At 72.2% G+C, this 20,708-nt stretch carries 18 protein-coding genes; 17 read left to right on the top strand and 1 reads right to left on the bottom strand.

Features of this window, described 5'->3' with window-relative positions; translation table 11 throughout:
- Positions 1 to 33 precede the first annotated feature (33 nt).
- The 8 genes from rplS to ASF37_RS02320 all read left to right on the top strand — a co-directional run bounded on the left by rplS (position 34) and on the right by ASF37_RS02320 (position 6,331).
- Positions 34 to 384, top strand: coding sequence for a 50S ribosomal protein L19 (gene rplS / locus ASF37_RS02355; protein WP_055967319.1), 351 nt, complete (start codon positions 34 to 36; stop codon positions 382 to 384).
- Between the two features lie 56 nt (positions 385 to 440).
- On the top strand, positions 441 to 1,121 hold the full coding sequence (gene lepB / locus ASF37_RS02350) for a signal peptidase I (protein ID WP_235492941.1): 681 nt from the start codon (positions 441 to 443) through the stop codon (positions 1,119 to 1,121).
- A complete protein-coding gene (locus ASF37_RS02345; RefSeq protein WP_055967323.1) occupies positions 1,118 to 1,858 on the top strand; it encodes a ribonuclease HII in 741 nt (246 codons plus the stop codon). The genes lepB and ASF37_RS02345 overlap by 4 nt, the downstream gene beginning before the upstream one ends.
- Positions 1,855 to 2,163 carry a DUF2469 domain-containing protein gene (locus tag ASF37_RS02340; protein ID WP_055967326.1) on the top strand — a complete coding sequence of 103 codons (309 nt, stop codon included), beginning with the start codon at positions 1,855 to 1,857 and terminating at the stop codon, positions 2,161 to 2,163. The genes ASF37_RS02345 and ASF37_RS02340 overlap by 4 nt, the downstream gene beginning before the upstream one ends.
- Positions 2,164 to 2,275: 112 nt before the next feature.
- A complete protein-coding gene (locus tag ASF37_RS02335; RefSeq protein WP_055967329.1) occupies positions 2,276 to 2,638 on the top strand; it encodes a YraN family protein in 363 nt (120 codons plus the stop codon).
- Positions 2,638 to 4,215 (top strand): YifB family Mg chelatase-like AAA ATPase, encoded by a 1,578-nt coding sequence (locus ASF37_RS02330; protein ID WP_056578950.1) that lies wholly within the window; start codon positions 2,638 to 2,640, stop codon positions 4,213 to 4,215. Before ASF37_RS02335 ends, ASF37_RS02330 begins: the two co-directional genes overlap by 1 nt.
- A complete protein-coding gene (gene dprA / locus ASF37_RS02325) occupies positions 4,212 to 5,423 on the top strand; it encodes a DNA-processing protein DprA (protein ID WP_055967335.1) in 1,212 nt (403 codons plus the stop codon). Before ASF37_RS02330 ends, dprA begins: the two co-directional genes overlap by 4 nt.
- Positions 5,420 to 6,331 carry a tyrosine recombinase XerC gene (locus ASF37_RS02320; protein ID WP_056554138.1) on the top strand — a complete coding sequence of 304 codons (912 nt, stop codon included), beginning with the start codon at positions 5,420 to 5,422 and terminating at the stop codon, positions 6,329 to 6,331. The genes dprA and ASF37_RS02320 overlap by 4 nt, the downstream gene beginning before the upstream one ends.
- 1,126 nt (positions 6,332 to 7,457) lie before the next feature.
- On the opposite strand, the gene ASF37_RS02315 is transcribed toward ASF37_RS02320, so the two are convergent.
- Entirely contained in the window at positions 7,458 to 8,384 is a 927-nt protein-coding gene (locus ASF37_RS02315) for a M23 family metallopeptidase (RefSeq protein ID WP_056578947.1), read from the bottom strand.
- A 333-nt stretch (positions 8,385 to 8,717) separates the two neighbouring features.
- On the opposite strand from ASF37_RS02315, the gene rpsB reads away from it, so the two are divergent.
- The 9 genes from rpsB to ASF37_RS02270 all read left to right on the top strand — a co-directional run bounded on the left by rpsB (position 8,718) and on the right by ASF37_RS02270 (position 20,688).
- The gene (rpsB, locus tag ASF37_RS02310) at positions 8,718 to 9,644 is read left to right on the top strand and encodes a 30S ribosomal protein S2 (RefSeq protein WP_055967343.1); all 927 of its coding nucleotides are present in this window, start codon (positions 8,718 to 8,720) and stop codon (positions 9,642 to 9,644) included.
- An 80-nt stretch (positions 9,645 to 9,724) separates the two neighbouring features.
- Positions 9,725 to 10,540, top strand: coding sequence for a translation elongation factor Ts (gene tsf, locus ASF37_RS02305; protein ID WP_055967346.1), 816 nt, complete (start codon positions 9,725 to 9,727; stop codon positions 10,538 to 10,540).
- A gap of 109 nt (positions 10,541 to 10,649) precedes the next feature.
- Positions 10,650 to 11,429 (top strand): UMP kinase, encoded by a 780-nt coding sequence (pyrH, locus tag ASF37_RS02300; RefSeq protein ID WP_200914549.1) that lies wholly within the window; start codon positions 10,650 to 10,652, stop codon positions 11,427 to 11,429.
- Entirely contained in the window at positions 11,429 to 11,983 is a 555-nt protein-coding gene (gene frr, locus ASF37_RS02295; RefSeq protein WP_200914550.1) for a ribosome recycling factor, read from the top strand. The genes pyrH and frr overlap by 1 nt, the downstream gene beginning before the upstream one ends.
- Positions 11,973 to 12,854, top strand: coding sequence for a phosphatidate cytidylyltransferase (locus ASF37_RS02290; RefSeq protein ID WP_056554150.1), 882 nt, complete (start codon positions 11,973 to 11,975; stop codon positions 12,852 to 12,854). The genes frr and ASF37_RS02290 overlap by 11 nt, the downstream gene beginning before the upstream one ends.
- A gap of 70 nt (positions 12,855 to 12,924) precedes the next feature.
- Entirely contained in the window at positions 12,925 to 16,302 is a 3,378-nt protein-coding gene (locus ASF37_RS02285) for a DUF2126 domain-containing protein (RefSeq protein ID WP_056578944.1), read from the top strand.
- Complete coding sequence (locus ASF37_RS02280; protein WP_056578941.1) at positions 16,299 to 18,767, top strand: circularly permuted type 2 ATP-grasp protein; 2,469 nt, start codon at positions 16,299 to 16,301, stop codon at positions 18,765 to 18,767. Before ASF37_RS02285 ends, ASF37_RS02280 begins: the two co-directional genes overlap by 4 nt.
- Positions 18,764 to 19,636 (top strand): transglutaminase family protein, encoded by an 873-nt coding sequence (locus ASF37_RS02275; protein ID WP_056578939.1) that lies wholly within the window; start codon positions 18,764 to 18,766, stop codon positions 19,634 to 19,636. The genes ASF37_RS02280 and ASF37_RS02275 overlap by 4 nt, the downstream gene beginning before the upstream one ends.
- Positions 19,637 to 19,689: 53 nt before the next feature.
- Positions 19,690 to 20,688 (top strand): putative zinc-binding metallopeptidase, encoded by a 999-nt coding sequence (locus tag ASF37_RS02270; RefSeq protein WP_056578936.1) that lies wholly within the window; start codon positions 19,690 to 19,692, stop codon positions 20,686 to 20,688.
- The last annotated feature ends 20 nt before the right edge of the window (positions 20,689 to 20,708 follow it).

Below are 20,708 nucleotides of genomic sequence, written 5' to 3'. Positions count from 1 at the left end.
GTGGGTGACCTGTGGCACCGGCGAGGAGTAGACATGACCAACTTGGTCGACCAGGTCGCAGCCGAGTCGCGACGCGACGACATCCCCGCGTTCCGCGCCGGCGACACCCTCAAGGTCCACGTCAAGGTCGTCGAGGGCAACCGCTCGCGCGTCCAGGTGTTCCAGGGCGTCTGCATCAAGGTGCAGGGCTCGGGCATCGGACGCACCTTCACGGTCCGCAAGGTCAGCTTCGGCGTCGGTGTCGAGCGCACGTTCCCGCTCCACACCCCGGTCATCGAGAAGATCGAGGTCGCCACCCGCGGCGACGTCCGTCGGGCCAAGCTCTACTACCTCCGCTCGCTGCGCGGCAAGGCCGCGAAGATCAAGGAGAAGCGCGAGGACTGAGCGTCCTCCCGCGTGGCCGTCGAGCCCGCCCAGGATGCTGCGTCTAGGCTCACGTCGTGAGTGAGACCACGAAGCGCCAGCTCCCCGTCTGGCAGGAGTCCATCCTCCTCGTCGTCACCGCCATGGTGATGGCCGTCGTGGTCAAGGCGTTCTTCCTCCAGGCCTTCTACATCCCGTCGGAGTCCATGGAGCCGACGATGCTCGTCAACGACAAGATCCTCGTCCAGAAGGTCTCCTACTGGACCGGGGATCCGCAGCGTGGCGACATCGTCGTCTTCGACGATCCCGGTGGATGGCTCGACCAGAGCGAGTCCGCCCGTGCCAGCAACCCGGCGCAGAAGGCGCTCGAGGTCATCGGGCTGTTCCCCACGGGCGGCCACCTCATCAAGCGTGTCGTGGGCGTCGGCGGGGACCGCGTGGCGTGCTGCGACGACGAGGGTCGTCTGACGGTCAACGGCGTGTCGATCGACGAGCCGTACCTGAGGGACCCGAGCGCCAACGCCGAGTCGCGCTTCGACGTCGTGGTGCCCAAGGACCACCTCTGGGTGCAGGGCGACAACCGGGGCAACTCCGCGGACTCCCGCGTGCACCAGGGCGACCCCGGTGGCGGCTTCATCCCCGTCGACTCGGTCGTCGGCAAGGCGTGGGTCCGCGTGTGGCCGTGGAAGCGGATCGGTCTCATCCGGGGCAGCGAGGCCTTCGCCGAGGTCCCGTCCGAGCCCGCGTCGTCGCAGTGACCGGTCGGCCCACCCTCCGACTCGAGCGCAGCCTCCTGCGCGAGCGCTGCACCGTGCTGGCGTGCGCCGACGAGGTCGGCCGCGGCGCCCTGAGCGGTCCGGTGAGCGTCGGCGTCGTGGCCATCACCGCGAGCACGCGCACCGCACCCCAGGGGGTGCGCGACAGCAAGCTGCTGACCCCTGACGCGCGCGTCCGACTCGCGCCCCGCATCCGGCGCTGGGCCGCCACCCACGGGGCCGGGTACGGCGTCGGCCACGCGTCACCCGCGGAGATCGACGACGTCGGCATCATGGCGGCCATGCGCCTGGCCGCGCGACGAGCGCTGGAGCAGGTCGGGACCCCGCCCGACCTGGTCCTGCTCGACGGCAACCACGACTACCTGAGCGTCCCGGACCAGGCCTCGCTCTTCGACGTCGCGGAGGTGCCGCTGCCGCCGGTGGTCACGGCGATCAAGGCCGACCTGCGCTGCGCGGCGGTGGCCGCGGCGAGCATCCTCGCCAAGACCGAACGTGACGCGCTCATGGTGGAGCTGGCGCGTGAGCACCCGGAGTACGGCTGGCACGAGAACAAGGGCTACGCGGCGCCGGCGCACGTGGAGGCCCTGCGCACCCACGGGCCCAGCCACCACCACCGCCGCTCGTGGAGCCTGCCGGGCAGCGTGCCGGCGGCCGGTAGTGTTCCGGTCATCGAGTCCGGTGCCGTCCGGGCGAGCGACGAGGCGATGGGGAGCAGATGAGCGCAGAGGACCTCGAGCGGTACGAGACCGAGGCCGAGCTCGCGCTGTACCGCGAGTACCGCGACGTCGTGAAGATCTTCAAGTACGTGGTGGAGACCGATCGGCGCTTCTACCTCTGCAACGCCGTCGACGTGAAGGTGCGCTCCGAGACGGGCGACGCCTACTTCGAGGTCTCCATGAACGACGCCTGGGTGTGGGACATCTACCGTCCGGCGCGGTTCGCCAAGAACGTCAAGGTGCTCACCTTCAAGGACGTCAACGTCGAGGAGCTGGCCGACTCCGACGTCAAGGTTCCGTCGAGCTGAGCCGAGCCGGCGCTCGCGGTCCGTCCACAGGACGTCGCACGCTCGAGCACCGTCGTCCACAGCCTGCGCCCGTGGCCTGTCGCCGGTCCGTCGTCCCGCCGACGCTGGAGGCATGACCTACGCACGCAACGACGCCGTCGGGCAGTACGGCGAGCAGGTGGCTGCGCGACACCTGGAGTCCCACGGCATGACGATCCTCGACCGCCGCTGGACGTGCCGGTGGGGCGAGCTCGACATCGTCGCCCGTGACGGTGCGACGATCGTCTTCTGCGAGGTCAAGACCCGCACCAGCCAGCGGCACGGCACGGGCTTCGAGGCGGTCTCGAGCCGCAAGGCGCAGCGGCTGCGTCGCGCGGCGTCGGCCTGGCTGCAGGCGCACGGGCTGGAGCCGCTGGGCGTGCGGATCGACGTCGTGTCCGTGCGCATCCCACGCCGTGGCGGGCCGGTCGTCGAGCGTGTGAGCGGGGTGGCCTGATGGCGGCCCTGCACTCGGTGACCCTGGACGGCCTCACCGGGCGGGCGATCGAGGTGGAGGTCGACATCGCCAACGGCTTCCCGTCGACCGTCGTCGTGGGTCTTGCCGACGCGATCGTCAACGAGGCTCGCGACCGGGTGCGCGCGGCGGTGGTCAACTCCGGCGCGTCCTGGCCCGACCAGCGGGTCACGATCAACCTCGCCCCGTCCACGCTGCCGAAGACCGGGTCCCACTACGACCTCGCCATCGCCCTCGCGATGTTCGTCGAGAAGAAGATCGTGCCGCTCGCGGCCACCGTCGGGACGGTGTTCATCGGGGAGCTCGCGCTCGACGGTCGCCTCCGCGCGGTGCGAGGCGTCCTGCCGGCCACGGTCGCCGCCGCCGAGGCCGGGTTCGAGCGCGTGTTCGTGCCCGAGTCCAACGTCGGCGAGGCCGAGCTGGTCGACGGCATCGGCGTGGTCGGCGTGCGGTCGTTGCGCCAGGTGGTGGCCATGCTGACCGGGCAGGAGGAGCCCGACGACCCGCCGGTCCCTCCGCTGGACGGTGGCGACGGTCTCGGCCACGCCTACAGCGACCGCGTGGCCGGTCTCGACCTCGCCGACGTGGCCGGGCAGGAGGACACCCGCACGGCGGTGGTGGTCGCTGCGGCCGGTGGCCACCACGTGCTGATGACGGGTCCGCCGGGCATCGGCAAGACCATGCTCGCCCAGCGGCTGCCTGGTCTCCTGCCGGACCTCACCCGCCCCCAGGCGCTGGAGGTCAGCGCGGTGCACTCCCTGGCGGGCGTCCTGCCGTCCGACGTCCCCCTCGTGCGGCGTCCTCCGTTCGTCGACCCGCACCACACGGCGAGCGCCGTCGCGATCGTCGGTGGAGGCCAACGGGTCATCCGGCCCGGTGCGCTGTCGCTCGCTCACCGCGGGGTGCTGTTCCTCGACGAGGCGCCGGAGTTCGCCTCGAACGTGCTCGACGCGCTGCGCCAGCCCCTGGAGAGCGGGCACGTGGTGGTCTCGCGGTCCGCCCAGACCGCGACGTTCCCGGCCCGCTTCCAGCTGCTCCTGGCGGCCAACCCGTGCCCGTGCGGACAGGGCGGGTCGGTGAGCGAGCCCTGCGAGTGCACCCCGCTGATGCAGCGGCGCTATCGCGACCGGATCTCCGGACCGGTGCGCGACCGCATCGACATTCACCGCACCCTCGTCGCGCCGACCCGGCCGGAGCTCGTCCACGGCGTCTCAGACGCCCGATCGACGCGGGACCTCGCGCCGCTCGTCGCGCGGGCCCGGTCCCGCCAGGCCGAACGACTGGCCGGCACGCCCTGGCAGGTCAACGCGGACGTGCCCGGCGTCGACCTGCGCAAGCACTGGCCGGCGACGGACGCGGCCAGGCGGCTCGTGGACTCCCAGCTGCGCGGTCAACGACTCTCCGCCCGTTCCGCGGACCGGGTGCTCCGCGTCGCCTGGAGCGTCTGCGACCTGCGCGAGGGGGAGCGGCCCGACGTCGAGGAGGTCGAGCTGGCGCTCGCCCTGCGCCGAGGTACCCCGCTCGGACCCCTGCTGCGGGACGTGGTGGTGGCGCCATGACCTCCGCGAACCGTCCCGCACGGCGGGGCACGCACGCCACGGACGCCGATGCGCGGATGGCGTTGAGCCTGCTCGTGGAGCCCGGCGACCCGCGCCTCGTGCAGTGGGTGCGCGAGCACGACCCGGCGGGCCTCCTCGAGGTGGTCCGTGATGGCTCCCGACGCTCCCGGCTGGAGGTCCCGCACGCCTGGCTGGAGGGGGCCGCGCGTCTGGACCGAGCCGTGAGCAGTGCGCGCGCGAGGTCCGAGGCGCACGGACTCCGCTGGGTCGTGCCCGGCGACGCGGCCTGGCCCGCGGCGCTCGACGACCTCGACCACGTGGAGCCCCTCGGTGGGAGCACCGGTGCGCCGCTCGGGCTGTGGGTGCGCGGCCCGGGCGACCTCGCGTCGCTCGTGGAGCACGGCATCGCCGTGGTGGGCGCCCGCTCGTGCACGGCCTACGGGAGCGACTGCGCCTCCGAGATCGCGGCCGACGTGGCCGACCAGGGCGGCACGGTCGTGAGTGGGGCGGCGTTCGGCATCGACGCCGCGGCCCACCGCGGCGCCCTCGTGCAGGACCGACCGACCGTGGCGGTGCTCGCCTGCGGTGCCGACGTCGAGTACCCACGCACCCACGCCGCGCTGCTGCAGCGCATCGCCCAGGACGGTCTCGTGGTCTCCGAGCAAGCGCCCGGGCAGGTCGCGATGCGGTCACGCTTCCTCACCCGCAACCGCATCATCGCCGGGCTCACGGTGGGCACGGTGGTCGTCGAGGCGGCCCGCCGCAGCGGATCGCTCAACACGTTGAACTGGGCCGACGCCCTGGGGCGGGTGACGATGGCCGTGCCTGGCCCGGTCACGTCGCAGCAGTCCGCCGGGGTGCACCAGGCGCTGCGCGACGGGCGGGCGGTCCTGGTGACGAACGGCCGCGAGGTCCTCGACGCCGTGGCCGGCGTGTCGGCCGACGTGCCCGAGCCGGTCCGGCCGTCCGACACCGACCACGACCGGTTGGGCGGGCTGGCTCGGCGGGTGCTCGACGCCCTCTCCTTCACCGAGGCGCGCAGCACCGCCGACGTCGCGGTCGCCGCGCGAGGCAGCAGGGCCGACGTGGCGGACCTGCTGGCGGGTCTCGAGCGGCAGGGATGGTGCGCCCGCGTGGGGGACCGGTGGCTGGTGCTCCCGCGTGGTGCCTCGATCGCGGCCCGCCGACCCGTCACGCTGGGACCATGAGTGGAGCCTGGGACGACGCGCTCGAGGCGTTCACCGAGCACCTGCGCCACGAGCGCGACCTCTCCGAGCACTCCGTCCGCGGCTACCTCGTCGACCTAGGCCACCTGGCCGACCACGCTCGGGCCCTCGGGGTGGGCGAGCCGTCGGGGCTCACCACGCGGGCGCTGCGCAGCTTCCTGGCCAACCAGCAGACCCTCGGCCGGTCGCGGGCCACGCTGGCCCGACGCGCGACGTCGATCCGCTCGTTCACGGCCTGGCTGGTGCGCACCGGCCGCGCGACGAACGATCCTGGGGCACTGCTCGCCAGTCCTCGCTCGCAGCGCGCCCTGCCCGACGTGCTCAGCCAGACCGAGGTCCGGGCGCTCCTCGACGCCACGTCGGCCGCGATCGAGACCGATGGTCCCGTGGGCCTGCGGGACCTGGCCATCCTCGAGCTGCTCTACGCGACCGGCGTGCGTGTGGGTGAGCTGTGCGGTCTCGACATCGACGACATCGACCGCGGCCGTCGCCTGCTGCGCGTCCTCGGCAAGGGTCGCAAGGAGCGCTCGGTGCCCTACGGGCTTCCGGCAGCCGATGCGGTCGACGCCTGGGTCACCATCGGGCGGCCGACGCTGGTCGGCCCGGAGAGCGGGCCGGCGCTCCTGCTGGGCGTCCGCGGCGGTCGACTCGACCCTCGCGCGGCCCGCAAGATCGTGCACGACCGGCTCGCAGTGGTCGAGGGCGCCCCAGACCTCGGCCCCCACGGCCTGCGGCACACCGCCGCCACCCACCTGCTCGAGGGCGGCGCCGACCTGCGCAGCGTGCAGGAGGTGCTGGGCCACGCCTCCCTCGGCACCACCCAGATCTACACCCACGTGAGCACCGAGCGGCTGCGCGCCGCGTACCGGTTGGCGCACCCGCGGGCGTAGGACACGGGTGCAGGACGACGCGTCCTGCGGCCGCCTCGTCGCCTCCGGCCGTCGACCTGCGGCTGCGTCGCTGTGGCTCCCAGGCGGGTCGGTCTCCGAAAGGGCCTCGACCGGAGCGTTGGGACTGGTCTCGGCTGGGTCTGCGGGGCGCGGCCACGATTCTTCATCTGCGCGTGATCCACGAACGGTTCTTCCTTCGCGTGGACCGTGCCTCGTGAAGGAAGAATCGTGGCGACGACCAGGGGCCCCGGAGGGGCAGTGATTCTCCATCGTCGTGGGACGGTCCACGAGTAGGGAGAATCTCTGCCCACCCGNGCTCGAGACGCACGGACTCGTGGTCCGCGAGCCCGATCCGGCCGACCGGCGGCGCACCTTCCGTGCCTCGTGAAGGAAGAATCGTGGCGACGACCAGGGGCCCCGGAGGGGCAGTGATTCTCCATCGTCGTGGGACGGTCCACGAGTAGGGAGAATCTCTGCCCACCCGACGCACGAGACGCCCCCGGTGGACGCAGGATTCTGCCTTCACGCGCTGAAGCCCCAACGATGCTGCGTTGGTGACGGGATCCCGTAGAGAACGCAGCATCCTTCGCCCTCTCCCTCACGAACGCAGAATCCTGCGTTCCCGGAGCAGATCGGAAGAGCANCACGAGACGCCCCCGGTGGACGCAGGATTCTGCCTTCACGCGCTGAAGCCCCAACGATGCTGCGTTGGTGACGGGATCCCGTAGAGAACGCAGCATCCTTCGCCCTCTCCCTCACGAACGCAGAATCCTGCGTTCCCGGAGCCGCGCTCCGAGAGCCCGGCCGAGCCCGGACCCGTCCGCCGGTCGAGGCCCTCTCGGAGAGCAGGTCGACTCGCACCCACAGCGACGCAGCCGCAGGAGAAGACCCACCCGCGGAAGCGCAGCCACAGGAGAAGACCCACCCGCGGGAGCGCAGCCACAGGAGAAGACCCACCCGCGGGAGCGCAGCCACAGGAGAAGACCCACCCGCGGGAGCGCAGCCACAGGAGAAGACCCATCCGCGGGAGCGCAGCCACAGGAGAAGACCCATCCGCGGGAGCGCGGCAGCGAGCCAAGACCCACCCAAGAGAACGCAGCCGCAGGCGAACGGGGAGCAGAGCCCCTCACCCCATCGGATCGACCGGCTTCCCGCCGCGCACCACCATGAAGTGCAGGTGGCAGCCGGTCGACATGCCGGTCGAGCCCACGCGGCCGACGACGGTGCGCGGATCGACGCGGTCGCCGCGCGAGACCGAGGCCGAGGACAGGTGGGCGTAGGCGGTGCGCACGCCGCCGCCGTGGTCCAGCACGACCCGGAGTCCATAGGCACCGTCGCGCCCCGCGGACCGGACGGTACCGGCCTTCGCCGCTCGGACGGGCGTGCCGCAGGAGGCGCCGAGGTCGACGCCGTCGTGCAGCTTGCGGATGCCGGTCACCGGGTGGACACGCATCCCGAACGCCGACGTGACCGGCCCACCGACGGGCCGGGCGAGGTCGCCGAGCGAGCCGAGGGCGCCGGCCGGGGGCCGGGGGAGTCGGGCGTCAGGGTCCACGAGCACGAACCGCGACTCGCCGGTGAGCCGATCGCGCGGGTCGAGGTAGCGCTCGCCCTGCAGTCGCCCGAGGTGCAGGCACGCGCTCGCGCAGTGCGTCCCACCCGGCGCGAGTCGACCCAGGACCTCGCCGGGCTCGACCGCGTCGCCACGCTCGACCGTGCGCCGCTCCACCGGTTGGTAGGTGGAGCGCTCGCCCCCGTGGTCGACGGTCACCACGCCCACGCCGGCCACCGTCCCCGAGAAGCTGACCCGGCCGGCCGCCACGGCACGCACGGGCTCGCCCGGGGAGCCGGGCAGGTCGATCCCGCGATGCCCCGCACCGTAGGGGGTGTCGGGCGGGTCGAAGTCGGTGCCCACCACCCGCTGGCCGAGCGGCCACGACCACGACGGGCCCTCGTCCGAGGCTCGTGCAACACCGGTCGCCGTCGACAGCAGGATCGCGGCGGCAGCACCGACGGCGAGGAGGAGGCGAGGGTGGGGGGAGCGGGCCGGCATGACTCGAGCGAACCCCGTCGGCGCTCGTCGCGGCAGGCCCTCGTCGCGACCTGTGGACACGGGACGTCCGCAGGTGCCCACGGCGCCGGGTCTGTGGATTTCTCGTTCTCCCGCCCGGTGTCCTAGACTGACCCCATCACGTCCTCGGACGTGAAATTCGCACGCCCGTCTCCGTCGTGACGTCGCTCGTCGACCGAACGCCGGGCGCGATCCTGGTCCTGCTCGCAGGTTGGTTCGCGTGGCACGGGAGTCAGGGCACCGCCGACCGGCGGTGCATCAACCAGGAACGGACCACCCGCCGCAGGGCCGGTGCGTCCAGAGGAGGAATCGACCATGGCGGTCGTCACCATGCGAGAGCTGCTCGAGAGCGGCGTCCACTTCGGGCACCAGACCCGTCGTTGGAACCCGAAGATGAAGCGCTTCATCTTCACCGAGCGCAACGGCATCTACATCATCGACCTGCAGCAGTCGCTGGCCTACATCGATGCCGGCTACGAGTTCGTCAAGAACACCGTCGCCCGCGGCGGCACGATCCTGTTCGTCGGCACCAAGCGCCAGGCGCAGGAGCCGGTCGAGGAGCAGGCCAAGCGCGTCGGCATGCCCTTCGTCAACCAGCGCTGGCTCGGCGGCATGCTCACCAACTTCCAGACGATGCACCAGCGGCTCCAGCGCATGAAGGAGCTCGAGGAGATCGACTTCGACGACGTGGCCGGTTCGGGTCGCACGAAGAAGGAGCTCCTCCAGATGCGTCGCGAGTACGACAAGCTGAACCGCACCCTCGGCGGCGTCCGCGACATGGCCCGCACCCCGTCCGCGGTCTGGATCGTCGACACCAAGAAGGAGCACCTCGCGGTCGACGAGTGCAAGAAGCTCGGCATCCCGATCGTCGCGATCCTCGACACCAACTGCGACCCCGACGACGTCAACTACCCGATCCCGGGCAACGACGACGCCATCCGCTCGGTCAGCGTGCTGACCCGCGTGGTCGCCGACGCCGTCGCCGAGGGCCTGCTGCAGCGCGGCGGCGCCAAGACGGGCAACGAGGAGGCCGGCGCCGAGCTCGGTGGCGACGAGCCCCTGGCCGAGTGGGAGCGCGAGCTGCTCGAGAAGAAGGACGAGTCCGCTGCCCCCGCCGCCGAGGCCCCGGCTGCCGAGTCCACCGAGGCGCCCGCCGCCGAGGCTCCGGCTGCCGAGACGACCGAGGCTCCGGCTGCCGAGGCCCCCGCTGCCGAGGCCACCGAGGCTCCCGCCGACAAGTGATCCCTGGTCGGGTGCCGGGCCATCCCCGGCACCCGACCCCACCACCTGCCACCACCACGATCAGGGAAGAGACCACGCACATGGCCATTGCTGCCGCAGACGTGAAGAAGCTCCGCGACGCCACGGGCGCCGGGATGATGGACGCCAAGAAGGCCCTCACCGAGGCCGACGGCGACTTCGACAAGGCCGTCGAGATCCTGCGGATCTCCGGTGCGGCCAAGGCCGCCAAGCGCGGCGCCGAGCGCGAGGCCTCGTCCGGCCTCGTCGCCAACACCGGCACCGCCATCGTCGAGCTCAACTCCGAGACCGACTTCGTCGCCAAGAACGAGCAGTTCATCGAGCTCGCCGAGCGCCTGGCCGCCGCGGCCGACGCCAGCAAGCCCGAGAGCGCCGAGGCCTTCGCCAAGACGACCCTCGACGACGGCAAGACCGTCGAGGAGACCGTCAGCGCCCTCGCCGCCGTCATCGGCGAGAAGATCGAGCTCGGCCGCGTGGCCGCGTTCGACGGCCAGGTCGCCGTCTACCTCCACCGTCGTGCCAGCGACCTCCCGCCGGCCGTCGGCGTGCTCGTCGAGTACACCGGCGACGACCTCGACGCCGCCCGCGGCGCCGCCATGCAGATCGCGGCCATGCGTCCGCGCTACCTCACCCGTGAGGACGTGCCCGCCGACATCGTCGCCAAGGAGCGCGAGATCGCCGAGGCCACGGCCCGCGAGGAGGGCAAGCCCGAGCAGGCGATCGAGAAGATCACCGAGGGTCGCGTCAACGGCTTCTTCAAGGACGTCGTGCTGCTCGACCAGCCGTCCGTCACCGACAACAAGAAGACGGTCAAGGCCGTGCTCGACGCCGCCGGCGTGAGCATCACGCGCTTCGCGCACATCGAGATCGGCGCCTGAGCGCAGGAGTCGACCCACGCACGACCACAGGAAGGACCGGAGCATCGTGAGCATCCACCAGACGAACGGTGACCCGGCCGACCCCCGTGGCGTGCACGGCAGCACGGAGCTGTCGACGGCGGACGCCGGGACCCCAGGTCCCGGCGTCCGTCGCGTGCTGCTGAAGCTGTCCGGCGAGGTCTTCGGTGGCGGGAGCATCGGCATCGACCCCGACGTCGTCAACGCCATCGCCCGCCAGGTCGCCGAGGCCGTGCGCGAGGGCGCCCAGGTGGCGATCGTCGTCGGCGGCGGCAACTTCTTCCGCGGCGCCGAGCTCAGTCAGCGCGGCATGGAGCGGTCCCGCGCCGACTACATCGGCATGCTCGGCACCGTCATGAACAGCCTCGCCCTGCAGGACTTCATCGAGAAGCAGGGCATCGACACCCGGGTGCAGTCGGCCATCACCATGGGGCAGGTCGCCGAGCCGTACATCCCCCGGCGCGCCATCCGGCACCTCGAGAAGGGCCGCGTCGTGATCTTCGGCGCCGGTGCGGGCATGCCCTACTTCAGCACCGACACCGTCTCGGCCCAGCGTGCGCTCGAGATCAAGGCCGACGCGGTGCTCATGAGCAAGAGCGGCGTCGACGGGGTCTACTCCGCCGACCCGCGCACCGACGCATCGGCGCGACGCTTCGAGGAGATCACCTTCGCCGAGGCCCTGCGCCTCGGCCTCAAGGTGGTCGACGCGGCCGCGTTCGCGCTGTGCATGGAGAACGACCTGCCCATGATCGTGTTCGGCATGGAGGGCGAGGGCAACATCGCCCGCGTCCTGCGTGGTGAGAGGATCGGGACGCTGGTCCACGGTGGGACCGGACCACTCAACGGGACGACTACAGGAGACGCATCGTGATCGACCAGACCCTGCGCGAGGCCGGCAGCAAGATGGACAAGGCCGTCGAGCACACCCGCGAGGAGTTCGCCGCGATCCGCACCGGTCGTGCGCACCCGGCGATGTTCGCCCAGATCACGGCCGAGTACTACGGCACCCCCACGCCGCTGCAGCAGCTGGCGGGCTTCCAGGTGCCGGAGCCTCGCACGGTCATCATCAGCCCCTACGACCAGGGCGCGAAGAGTGCGATCGAGAAGGCCATCCGCGAGTCCGACCTCGGCGTCAACCCGTCCGACGACGGCAAGGTGCTGCGCGTGACACTGCCCGAGCTCACCGAGGAGCGGCGCAAGGAGTACATCAAGCTCGCGCGCTCCAAGGCCGAGGAGGGCCGGGTGGCCGTGCGCGGTGTCCGCCGCAGCGCCAAGCAGGCCATGGACAAGGCCGAGAAGGACTCCGAGATCAGCCAGGACGACAACACCGGCGCCGAGAAGCGGCTCGACGGGCTGACCAAGCAGCACGTGGACCAGATCGACGAGATGCTCAAGAACAAGGAAGCCGAGCTCCTTGAGGTCTGAGGAGCCCGCCCCCACGGACGGACCCCTGGACGAGCCCGACCCCGCGGTGGCGCAGAAGAAGAGCCGCGCCGGGCGCAACCTGCCGGCGGCCATCGCCGTCGGTGCCGCGCTCGGCGGCACGGTCGTGGCGTCGCTGTTCCTCTTCAAGGACCTGTTCGTCGCCGTCGTCGTGCTCGCGCTCGGCGTCGGTCTGTGGGAGCTGGCCAGGGCCCTCGGCAAGGCCGGGATCACTGTCCCGTTCCTGCCCGTGCTCACCGGCGGCACCCTCATGCTGCTCGGCGCCTACTACGGCGGCATGGAGACCGCGGCCGTCGCGATGGCCCTCACCGTCATCGGCACCCTCGTGTGGCGACTCTCCGACGGCGCCGACGGCTTCGTGCGCGACGCGAGTGCCGGCCTGTTCTGCCTGTCCTACCTGCACCTCATGGGCGTCTTCGTCATGCTCATGCTCGTCGAGGACGACGGACCCTGGCGCATCGTCGCGTTCATCGTGGCCACGGTCGCCTCCGACATCGGCGGCTACATCGCCGGCGTCCTGTTCGGCAAGCACCCCATGGCCCCGACCATCAGCCCCAAGAAGTCCTGGGAGGGCTTCACCGGCTCGCTCGTCTTCGGCATCGGTGCGGGCATCGGCACCGTGGTGCTCGGGCTGGACGGCGACTGGTGGGTCGGCGTCCTGCTCGGCGTCGCCGGCGTCGTCATGGCCACGCTCGGTGACCTGTCGGAGTCCCTGGTCAAGCGCGACCTCGGCATCAAGGACATGGGCGACCTGCTCCCCGGCCACGGAGGTCTCATGGACCGTCTGGACTCCCTGATCGCCGTCGCCCCCGTCGCGTGGCTGATCCTGCACTACCTGGTCACGCCTGCCTGACCGACGCCCGGCCGGGCAACCGGGTCGGTGCCGTCACGGCCGTGAAACAGCCATGAGGCAGGCTTGCGCCATGTCGATCAAGGTCTCGCTCCGCCACCGCACGACCTACCGCTTCGACCGCCCTGTCGCCCTGGGCCCGCACGTCGTGCGGCTGCGTCCAGCGCCGCACAGCCGCACGCCCATCGACGCCTACGCGATGAAGGTCTCGCCGGCCGAGCACTTCGTCAACTGGCAGCAGGACCCCTTCGGCAACTGGCAGGCGCGGCTCGTGTTCCCCGAGAAGGTCACCGAGCTGGACATCGACGTCTCGCTCGTCGCCGACCTCATGGTGATCAACCCGTTCGACTTCTTCGTCGAGGAGTACGCCGAGACCTTCCCGTTCACGTACGAGCCCCAGCTGGCGGCCGACCTCGCTCCCTACCTGCGTCCGGTCGGGGAGAGCGGGGCCGATGCCGGTCCCGGACCGGTCGTCTCCCAGTGGCGCGACACCCTCCCGGACCTCCCGGACGACGGCGTGCCGCTCGTGCAGTTCCTCGCCGGGCTCAACGACGCCGTCCACCGCGACGTCGCCTACACCGTGCGCATGGAGCCAGGGGTGCAGACGCCCGACGAGACGCTCACGCGCGCGATCGGGTCGTGCCGTGACAGTGCCTGGCTCCTCGTGTCGTTGCTGCGCCAGTACGGGCTCGCTGCGCGGTTCGTGTCGGGCTACCTCGTGCAGCTGGCCCCGGACCCGCTGGTCGCGGCGCAGGCCCTCGACGGGCCGGCGGGTGCCACCGAGGACTTCACCGACCTGCACGCGTGGGCCGAGGTCTTCGTGCCGGGCGCCGGCTGGGTCGGCCTGGACCCGACGTCGGCGCTGTTCGCGGGGGAGGGCCACATCCCGCTCTCGGCCACGCCCCACCCGTCGTCGGCCGCCCCCATCACGGGTGCGTTGGAGCCGGCCGAGGTGGAGTTCTCGTTCGTCAACGAGGTGACCCGCGTCCACGAGGACCCCCGGGTCACGCTCCCGTACACCGACGCCCAGTGGCAGCGCGTCGACGCGGTGGGGGCCGACGTCGACGCCCGGCTCGACGCCGGCGAGGTGGGCCTCACGATGGGCGGCGAGCCCACCTTCGTGAGCGTCGACGACATGACCTCGGCGCAGTGGAACACCGACGCCGACGGTGACGAGAAGCGCGCCCTCGCCACCGAGCTCGCCGAGCGTCTGCGCCAGGTGTACGCCGCCGGTGGGCTCGTGCACCGCGGGCAGGGCAAGTGGTACCCGGGCGAACCCCTGCCGCGCTGGCAGATCTCGATGCAGTGGCGAACCGACGGTGAGCCGTTGTGGAGCGAGCCGGACCTGCTGTGCGACCCGTGGGCCGAGAACGAGGCCGTCGAGCACGGCACGGCCGAGCGGCTGGCGCGCGAGGTCGCGCACTTGCTCGGGCTCCCGGCCGAGCAGGTGCTGCCGGCGTGGGAGGACCCGTTCGCCGTGCTCGCGCACGACGTGTCGCGTCCCGACGGCCCCCGCCCGGACTCCGTCGGTCCCGACGGGGCGGAGCAGGTCCCCGACGTCGGCCTCGTGGCCGAGCTCGACGCAGCCGTGGCGCGTCCGACCGGGTGGGTGCTGCCGCTGGCGACGGGGGAGACGTGGCGCAGCCCTGCCTGGCGCTTCCGGCGCGGTCGGCTCGTGCTGCTGCCCGGCGACTCCGCCGTCGGTCTGCGCCTGCCGCTGGACTCGATCACGTGGACCGACCCCGAGGCGTCGGGCGATCCGTCCTACCTCGAGGCCGGACCGACCCTCGTGCCCGGCGTGCCCGACGTCGTGGTCGTCGATCCCGACGAGCAGCCCACCACGGCGCTCGCCTTCGAGGTCCGTCCCGGCAGCGAGGACGGGGCCGAGGTCCTGCACGTCTTCCTGCCACCCACCGAGCGGCTGGAGGACTACGCCGACCTGCTGCACGTGGTCGAGGCCGCCGCCGTCGCCGTCGGGACACCGGTCGTGGTCGAGGGCTACGGCCCGCCGCCGGATCCTCGCCTGACCCAGCTGAGCGTCACCCCCGACCCGGGTGTCATCGAGGTCAACGTGCACCCGACCCGCTCGTGGGCCGAGCTGAGCGCGCTGACCGACACGCTGTACGACGCCGCCCGGCGCACCCGCCTCGCGACGGAGAAGTTCGACCTCGACGGCCAGCACACCGGCACCGGCGGCGGCAACCACATCACGCTCGGCGGCACGACCCCGGCGCACTCGCCCCTCCTGCGTCGTCCCGACCTCCTCGTGAGCCTGCTGACCCACTGGCAGCGACACCCGTCGCTGTCCTACCTGTTCTCGGGGCGGTTCATCGGTCCGACGAGCCAGGCGCCGCGCTTCGACGAGGGTCGTCCCGAGGCGGTCTACGAGATGGAGATCGCGATCTCCGAGGTGCACCGCCTGGCCGCCGAGGCGGCGGAGAAGGACGAGCCCGTGCGCCCGTGGCTCGTCGACCGCGCCCTGCGGCACCTGCTCACCGACCTCACCGGCAACACCCACCGCGCGGAGTTCTGCATCGACAAGCTGTACAGCCCCGACTCGTCGCGCGGCCGCCTGGGGCTGCTCGAGCTGCGCGGCTTCGAGATGCCTCCGCACCCGCAGATGGCGCTCGTGCAGGCCCTGCTCGTGCGGGCCCTCGTGGCGCGGTTCTGGGAGTCGCCCAGCATCGATCCGCTCGTGCGATGGGGCTCGGCCCTGCACGAGGACTTCCTGCTGCCCCAGGGAGCGATCCGCGACGTCGACGCCGTGGTGGGCGACCTGCAGGCCCACGGGATCGCGTTCGAGCGGTCCTGGCTCGACCCCTTCGTGGAGTTCCGCTTCCCGCGGATCGGCCTCACCCAGGTGGCCACGCCCGCCGGCCCGGTCGAGCTGGAGCTGCGCAGCGCCATCGAGCCGTGGCACGTGCTGGGCGAGGAGGCCACGGGCGGAGGGACGTCGCGGTACGTCGACTCCTCCCTGGAGCGGCTGCAGGTGACGGTTCGCGGCATCTCGCGGTCGAGCCACCTCGTCACGTGCCAGGGTGTTCCCGTGCCCCTCACCCCGACCGGCGTGCCCGGCGAGTACTACGCGGGCGTCCGTTACCGGGCGTGGCAGCCGTGGTCGGCGCTGCACCCCTCGATCCCGGTGCACTCTCCGTTGCACCTCGAGGTCGTCGACGTCGCGTCCGGCCTCGCGCTCGGCGGCTGCACCTACCACGTGGTGCACCCGGGTGGCCGTGCCTACGACCACCCGCCGGTCAACGCCCAGGAGGCCGAGGCGCGTCGGTCGAGCCGGTTCGTCACCCAGCCGGCCGGCACCGGCCCGGTCGACGTCGGCGCGCTCGTCGAGGCGGGTCGTCGCGCCCACAGCGACGAGTACCCCCACACGCTCGACCTGCGCCGGGTGCCCCCGGCGGGGGCGCCGGGCCCTGGGCGGCTGACGACATCGCCATGACGGTCCTGCGCGACTACGCCTCGGCAGTCGGCCAACCGACCCTGGACGCCGCCCCCGGTCGCTATGACGAGGTCGTCGACGCCGACGGCGCCCTGCGGCCCGCCTGGCGGAGCATCGCCGCGAGCGCCCTCGAGATCACCGGTTCCCAGCTGCGCCGGGTGCACCGCGACATCGACCGGTTCCTCGGTGACGACGGGGTCACCTACCGCCGACCGGGGGAGCCCCGCGCGACCTGGCGGCTCGATCCGCTCCCGATCGTGCTCTCGCCCCAGGACTGGGCCCCGCTGGAGGTCGGGCTCGCGCAACGGGCCGAGCTGCTCAACGCGCTGCTCGCCGACCTGCACGGTCCGCAGACGGTGCTGGCCGACGGCGTGCTCCCGCCCGAGCTCGTGTACGCCCACCAGGGCTACCTGCGCGTGACCGCCCGCGCCTCCTCCACCGACGCGCGTCCGCTCCTCGTCACGGCCACCGACGTGGCCAGGACGCCTGCGGGCGAGTGGATGGTCGTCGCGGACCGCGCGCAGGCCCCGTCGGGCCTCGGGTACGCGATGGAGAACCGCCACGTCATCTCGCGGGTGCTGCCCGAGATGTACCGCGAGGCCGGGCTGCACCAGATGGGCCCGTTCCTCCAGGCGTTGCGCTCGACCCTCATGCAGGCCGCGCCCGACCACGTGGCGGACCCGCGCGTCGTGGTGCTCACGCCGGGGTCGTCGTCGGAGACGGCCTTCGACCAGGCCCACCTCGCGTCGAGCCTGGGCTTCCCGCTGGTCCAGGGCAACGACCTCGTGGTGCGCTCCGGGGCGGTGTGGATGCGCGTGTTCGGTCGACTCGAGCGGGTCGACGTGATCCTGCGGCGGGTCGACGCGTCCTGGTGCGACCCGCTCGAGCTGCGTGGCGACTCCCAGCTGGGCGTGCCGGGGCTGCTGGAGGCGGTCCGACGCGGGAACGTGCGCATCGTCAACGGTCTCGGGTCCGGTCTGCTGGAGAACCCCGCCCTCCTGCCGTACATGTCGCAGCTGTGCGAGCGGCTGCTCGACGAGCCCCTCCGTCTCGCGTCGGTCCCCACCTACTGGCTGGGGGATCCCTCGTCGCTCGCGTTCGTCCGCAAGCACGTCGACGAGCTGACCGTCCGCTCCATCGACCGCAGCGTCGACGTCGAGCACCTCGGTCCCGACGACCTGCTCCGACAGGTCGAGGCCGCACCGCACCGGTTCGCCGCGCAGGAGCTGCCCGCCTGGTCCCAGGCGCCCCGGCTCACCGGGGGTGCGGTGAGGCCCCAGTCGGTGGCCCTGCGAGCGTTCACGCTGCGGTACGGCGCCTCCTACCGACCTCTGCTCGGCGGGCTCGCCTCGGTGCTGGAGGGTGGCCGCACGGTCTCGAGCAAGGACGTGTGGGTGCTCAAGGAGAGCGCGGACGACCCCGACCAGCACCTGGCCGAGGTCCTGCCCGTCACGTCGTCGAGCAACGTCACCCCGCCGGTGCCGCGCGTGCTGGAGGACCTGTTCTGGTTCGGTCGGTACGCCGAGCGCGCCGAGGACACCCTGCGGCTGGTGCTGGTCGCGCACGCGCTGGCCGAGGACTACCGCAGCCGGCCGTACAGCGCCGGCGGCGTCGCGCTGCGGGTGCTTCGGTCGGCGCTGCAGCAGCTGGTGCCAGGGACCTTCGACCTCACGGACCCGGCGGCCATCGACGCCGACCTGCGCTCGGTGCTGCTCGACGCGGGGCGACCGGCCTCCGTGGCGCAGTCGTTCGCCGCCTTGCGCTCGGCGGCACAGGGCGTGCGCGACCAGCTCTCCATCGACGTGTTCCGCGCCTTCGGCGCCACCGAGCGCGCCGCCGGGATGCTGGACGTCAACGACCACAGCCTGCAGGTCACGGAGAGCGCCGAGCGCATGCTCACGGGTCTGCTCGCCCTGCACGGCGCCACGGCGAACATGGTCCACGACGACGGGTGGCAGGTGCTCGAGGCGGGACGTTCCCTCGAGCGGTGCCTGCAGGTGGTCGCGCTGCTGCGTCGCTCGGTCACCGTGCGCCGCGGCATCGATGTCGACCGTCACCTGCACCAGGCGGTTCTGACGGCCACCGAGAGCGCCGTGACCCATCGTCGTCGCTACCGCGGGTTCGTGCGGGTCACCACCCTCGTCGAGCTGCTGCTCGCCGACCCGGGCAACCCGCGGTCCCTGCGCTTCAACCTCGAGGCGCTGCGGCGGCACGTCGCGGCGCTGCCCGCCTCGACGGGATCGACCCGTCCCGAGCGGCTCCTCGACGACCTCGCCGAGGAGCTCGACCGCGTCGACACGGCGGCGCTCGTGCCCATCGAGGGGGAGGCGCGGCCGAACCTGGAGCGGCACCTGGACACCGTCGCCGTGCACCTGTCGCGCTTCGCGGAGGCGTTCGAGGCCATGCACCTGGCCGCAGCGCCGGCCCCGCGGTCGTTCGGCCTGGCGGGACGGGGGCCGGCATGAGGCTCGACGTCACCCACCGCACCACCTACACCTACGACGACGACGTGACCGGCAGCTACGGCATCGGCTACCTGACCCCCCGCGAGCTGCCCTGGCAGCGCATCGAGCAGCACGAGGTCGTCGTCGACCCCACGCCGCTGGACCTCGCCACGGACGTCGACCACTACGGCAACACCGCCACGTTCTTCCAGCTAGACGAGGCCCATCGTGACCTCGTGGTGGTGGCGCGCAGCGTGGTGGAGGTCGACGTCCCGGTGATGGACCCCGTCGCGCTGGCCGTGCCGTGGGAGCAGGCGCGGCCGACCGAGCGCCGTGACGTGCCGGACGCCTGGCGGGCGATCGACCTCGCGCTCGCGTCGCCCTCGATCGACCATCCTGCTGCGGCCCACGCCTACGCGGCCGAGTCGCTGCGTCCCGGGCGGCCGCTGGGGGAGGCGGCGCTGGAGCTGATGCACCGGATCTACGCGGACTTCGCGTACGAGCAGGGTGCGACGACCGTGACGACGACGATCTCGGACGTCCTGGAGGCCCGCGCAGGGGTGTGCCAGGACTTCGCGCAGCTGACCCTCGCGTGCCTGCGGTCGCACGGGCTCGCCGCCCGGTACGTGAGCGGCTACCTGGCGACCGAGCCGCCGCCGGGCAAGGAGCGGGTCCTGGGCGCCGACGCCACGCACGCGTGGGCCGCGGTGTGGGTGCCGGGCGGCGGCTGGCTCGCCCTCGACCCCACCAACGACCAGGCCGCCAACGAGCGGTACGTGACCGTCGCGTGGGGTCGCGAGTACGCCGACGTCCCGCCGCTGAAGGGCGTCATCTTCACGGAGGCGAAGACGTCGACGCTCAGCGTGGCCGTCGACGTCGTGCCGGTCTGAGATCACACCGGCCCGAGGTGCGCCGGCGGGCCGCGGCCCGGATGATGGGGCCGGTGAAGGCCTTCTCCTGCCGTGTGTGCGGCAACCCTCTGTTCTTCGAGAACTCCGTGTGCGTCTCGTGCGGGACCGCGCTCGGCTACTCCCGCGTCGAGCACGAGATCGTGCCCGTCGACGAGGACGGTCGCCACGTCGACGCCGAGGGTCTCGTGTGGCACGTGTGCGTGAACCTCAACCTCTCCGGCTGCACGTGGCTGGCGCGACTCGAGGGCGGTCAGTGCTTCAGCTGCGACCTCACGCGCACGCGACCGTCCGACGACGACCTCGAGGGGCTCTCGCAGTACCCGGTGGCCGAGGCCGCGAAGCGTCGCCTCGTGGTGGAGCTCGACGCGCGCGGCCTGCCCATCACCACGCGCGACGAGGACCCCGAGCAGGGCCTGTGCTTCGACATGCTGTCCAGCGTCGAGGAGAACGTGGTCATCGGCCACGCCGACGGCGTCATCACGATCGACCTCGCCGAGGGGGACGACGCGCACCGCAAGAAGGTGCAGGCCGAGCTGGCCGAGCCGTACCGCACGATGCTGGGGCACCTGCGGCACGAGGTGGGGCACTACTTCGAGTCCGTGCTGGTCCGTGGCGACGAGCGCATGACCGCGTGCCGAGAGCTGTTCGGTGACGAGTCGAAGGACTACCAGGCCGAGATCGACCGCCACTACGCCGAGGGCCCGCCCGACGACTGGCAGGAGTCCTACATCAGCACCTACGCGACGATGCACCCGTTCGAGGACTTCGCCGAGACCTTCGCGCACTGGATGCACATCAGCGACACCGTCGAGACCGCCCGCGCCTACGGGCTGACGACGGTCGACCCGACGGCGTTCAGCCTGTTCAGCGACCTGGTCCGGGGCGTCTGGGTGCCCCTGTCGACGGCGCTGAACCAGATCAACCGGGCGATGGGTGCCGACGACCTCTATCCCTTCGTGATCCCGGAGCCGGTGCTCACGAAGCTCGACTTCGTGGCCGATCTCGCCAAGGACCCCGTGCCCGCCGCCTGACCCGCGTCGCCGCGCCCCGT

The sequence above is a fragment of the Aeromicrobium sp. Leaf289 genome, assembly GCF_001423335.1.
GTDB lineage: Bacteria > Actinomycetota > Actinomycetes > Propionibacteriales > Nocardioidaceae > Aeromicrobium.
Note: the sequence above shows the minus strand (reverse complement) of the source record. Positions and strands in the feature narration are given on the sequence as shown.

What these genes read in the sequence shown, in the direction of transcription:
- rplS (WP_055967319.1), top strand. Translation starts at nt 34, where the DNA reads ATGACCAACTTGGTCGACCAGGTCGCAGCCGAGTCGCGACGCGACGAC.
- ASF37_RS02340 (WP_055967326.1), top strand. Translation starts at nt 1,855, where the DNA reads ATGAGCGCAGAGGACCTCGAGCGGTACGAGACCGAGGCCGAGCTCGCG.
- ASF37_RS02335 (WP_055967329.1), top strand. Translation starts at nt 2,276, where the DNA reads ATGACCTACGCACGCAACGACGCCGTCGGGCAGTACGGCGAGCAGGTG.
- ASF37_RS02330 (WP_056578950.1), top strand. Translation starts at nt 2,638, where the DNA reads ATGGCGGCCCTGCACTCGGTGACCCTGGACGGCCTCACCGGGCGGGCG.
- dprA (WP_055967335.1), top strand. Translation starts at nt 4,212, where the DNA reads ATGACCTCCGCGAACCGTCCCGCACGGCGGGGCACGCACGCCACGGAC.
- ASF37_RS02320 (WP_056554138.1), top strand. Translation starts at nt 5,420, where the DNA reads ATGAGTGGAGCCTGGGACGACGCGCTCGAGGCGTTCACCGAGCACCTG.
- ASF37_RS02315 (WP_056578947.1), bottom strand. Translation starts at nt 8,384, where the DNA reads ATGCCGGCCCGCTCCCCCCACCCTCGCCTCCTCCTCGCCGTCGGTGCT.
- rpsB (WP_055967343.1), top strand. Translation starts at nt 8,718, where the DNA reads ATGGCGGTCGTCACCATGCGAGAGCTGCTCGAGAGCGGCGTCCACTTC.
- tsf (WP_055967346.1), top strand. Translation starts at nt 9,725, where the DNA reads ATGGCCATTGCTGCCGCAGACGTGAAGAAGCTCCGCGACGCCACGGGC.
- ASF37_RS02285 (WP_056578944.1), top strand. Translation starts at nt 12,925, where the DNA reads ATGTCGATCAAGGTCTCGCTCCGCCACCGCACGACCTACCGCTTCGAC.
- ASF37_RS02280 (WP_056578941.1), top strand. Translation starts at nt 16,299, where the DNA reads ATGACGGTCCTGCGCGACTACGCCTCGGCAGTCGGCCAACCGACCCTG.
- ASF37_RS02275 (WP_056578939.1), top strand. Translation starts at nt 18,764, where the DNA reads ATGAGGCTCGACGTCACCCACCGCACCACCTACACCTACGACGACGAC.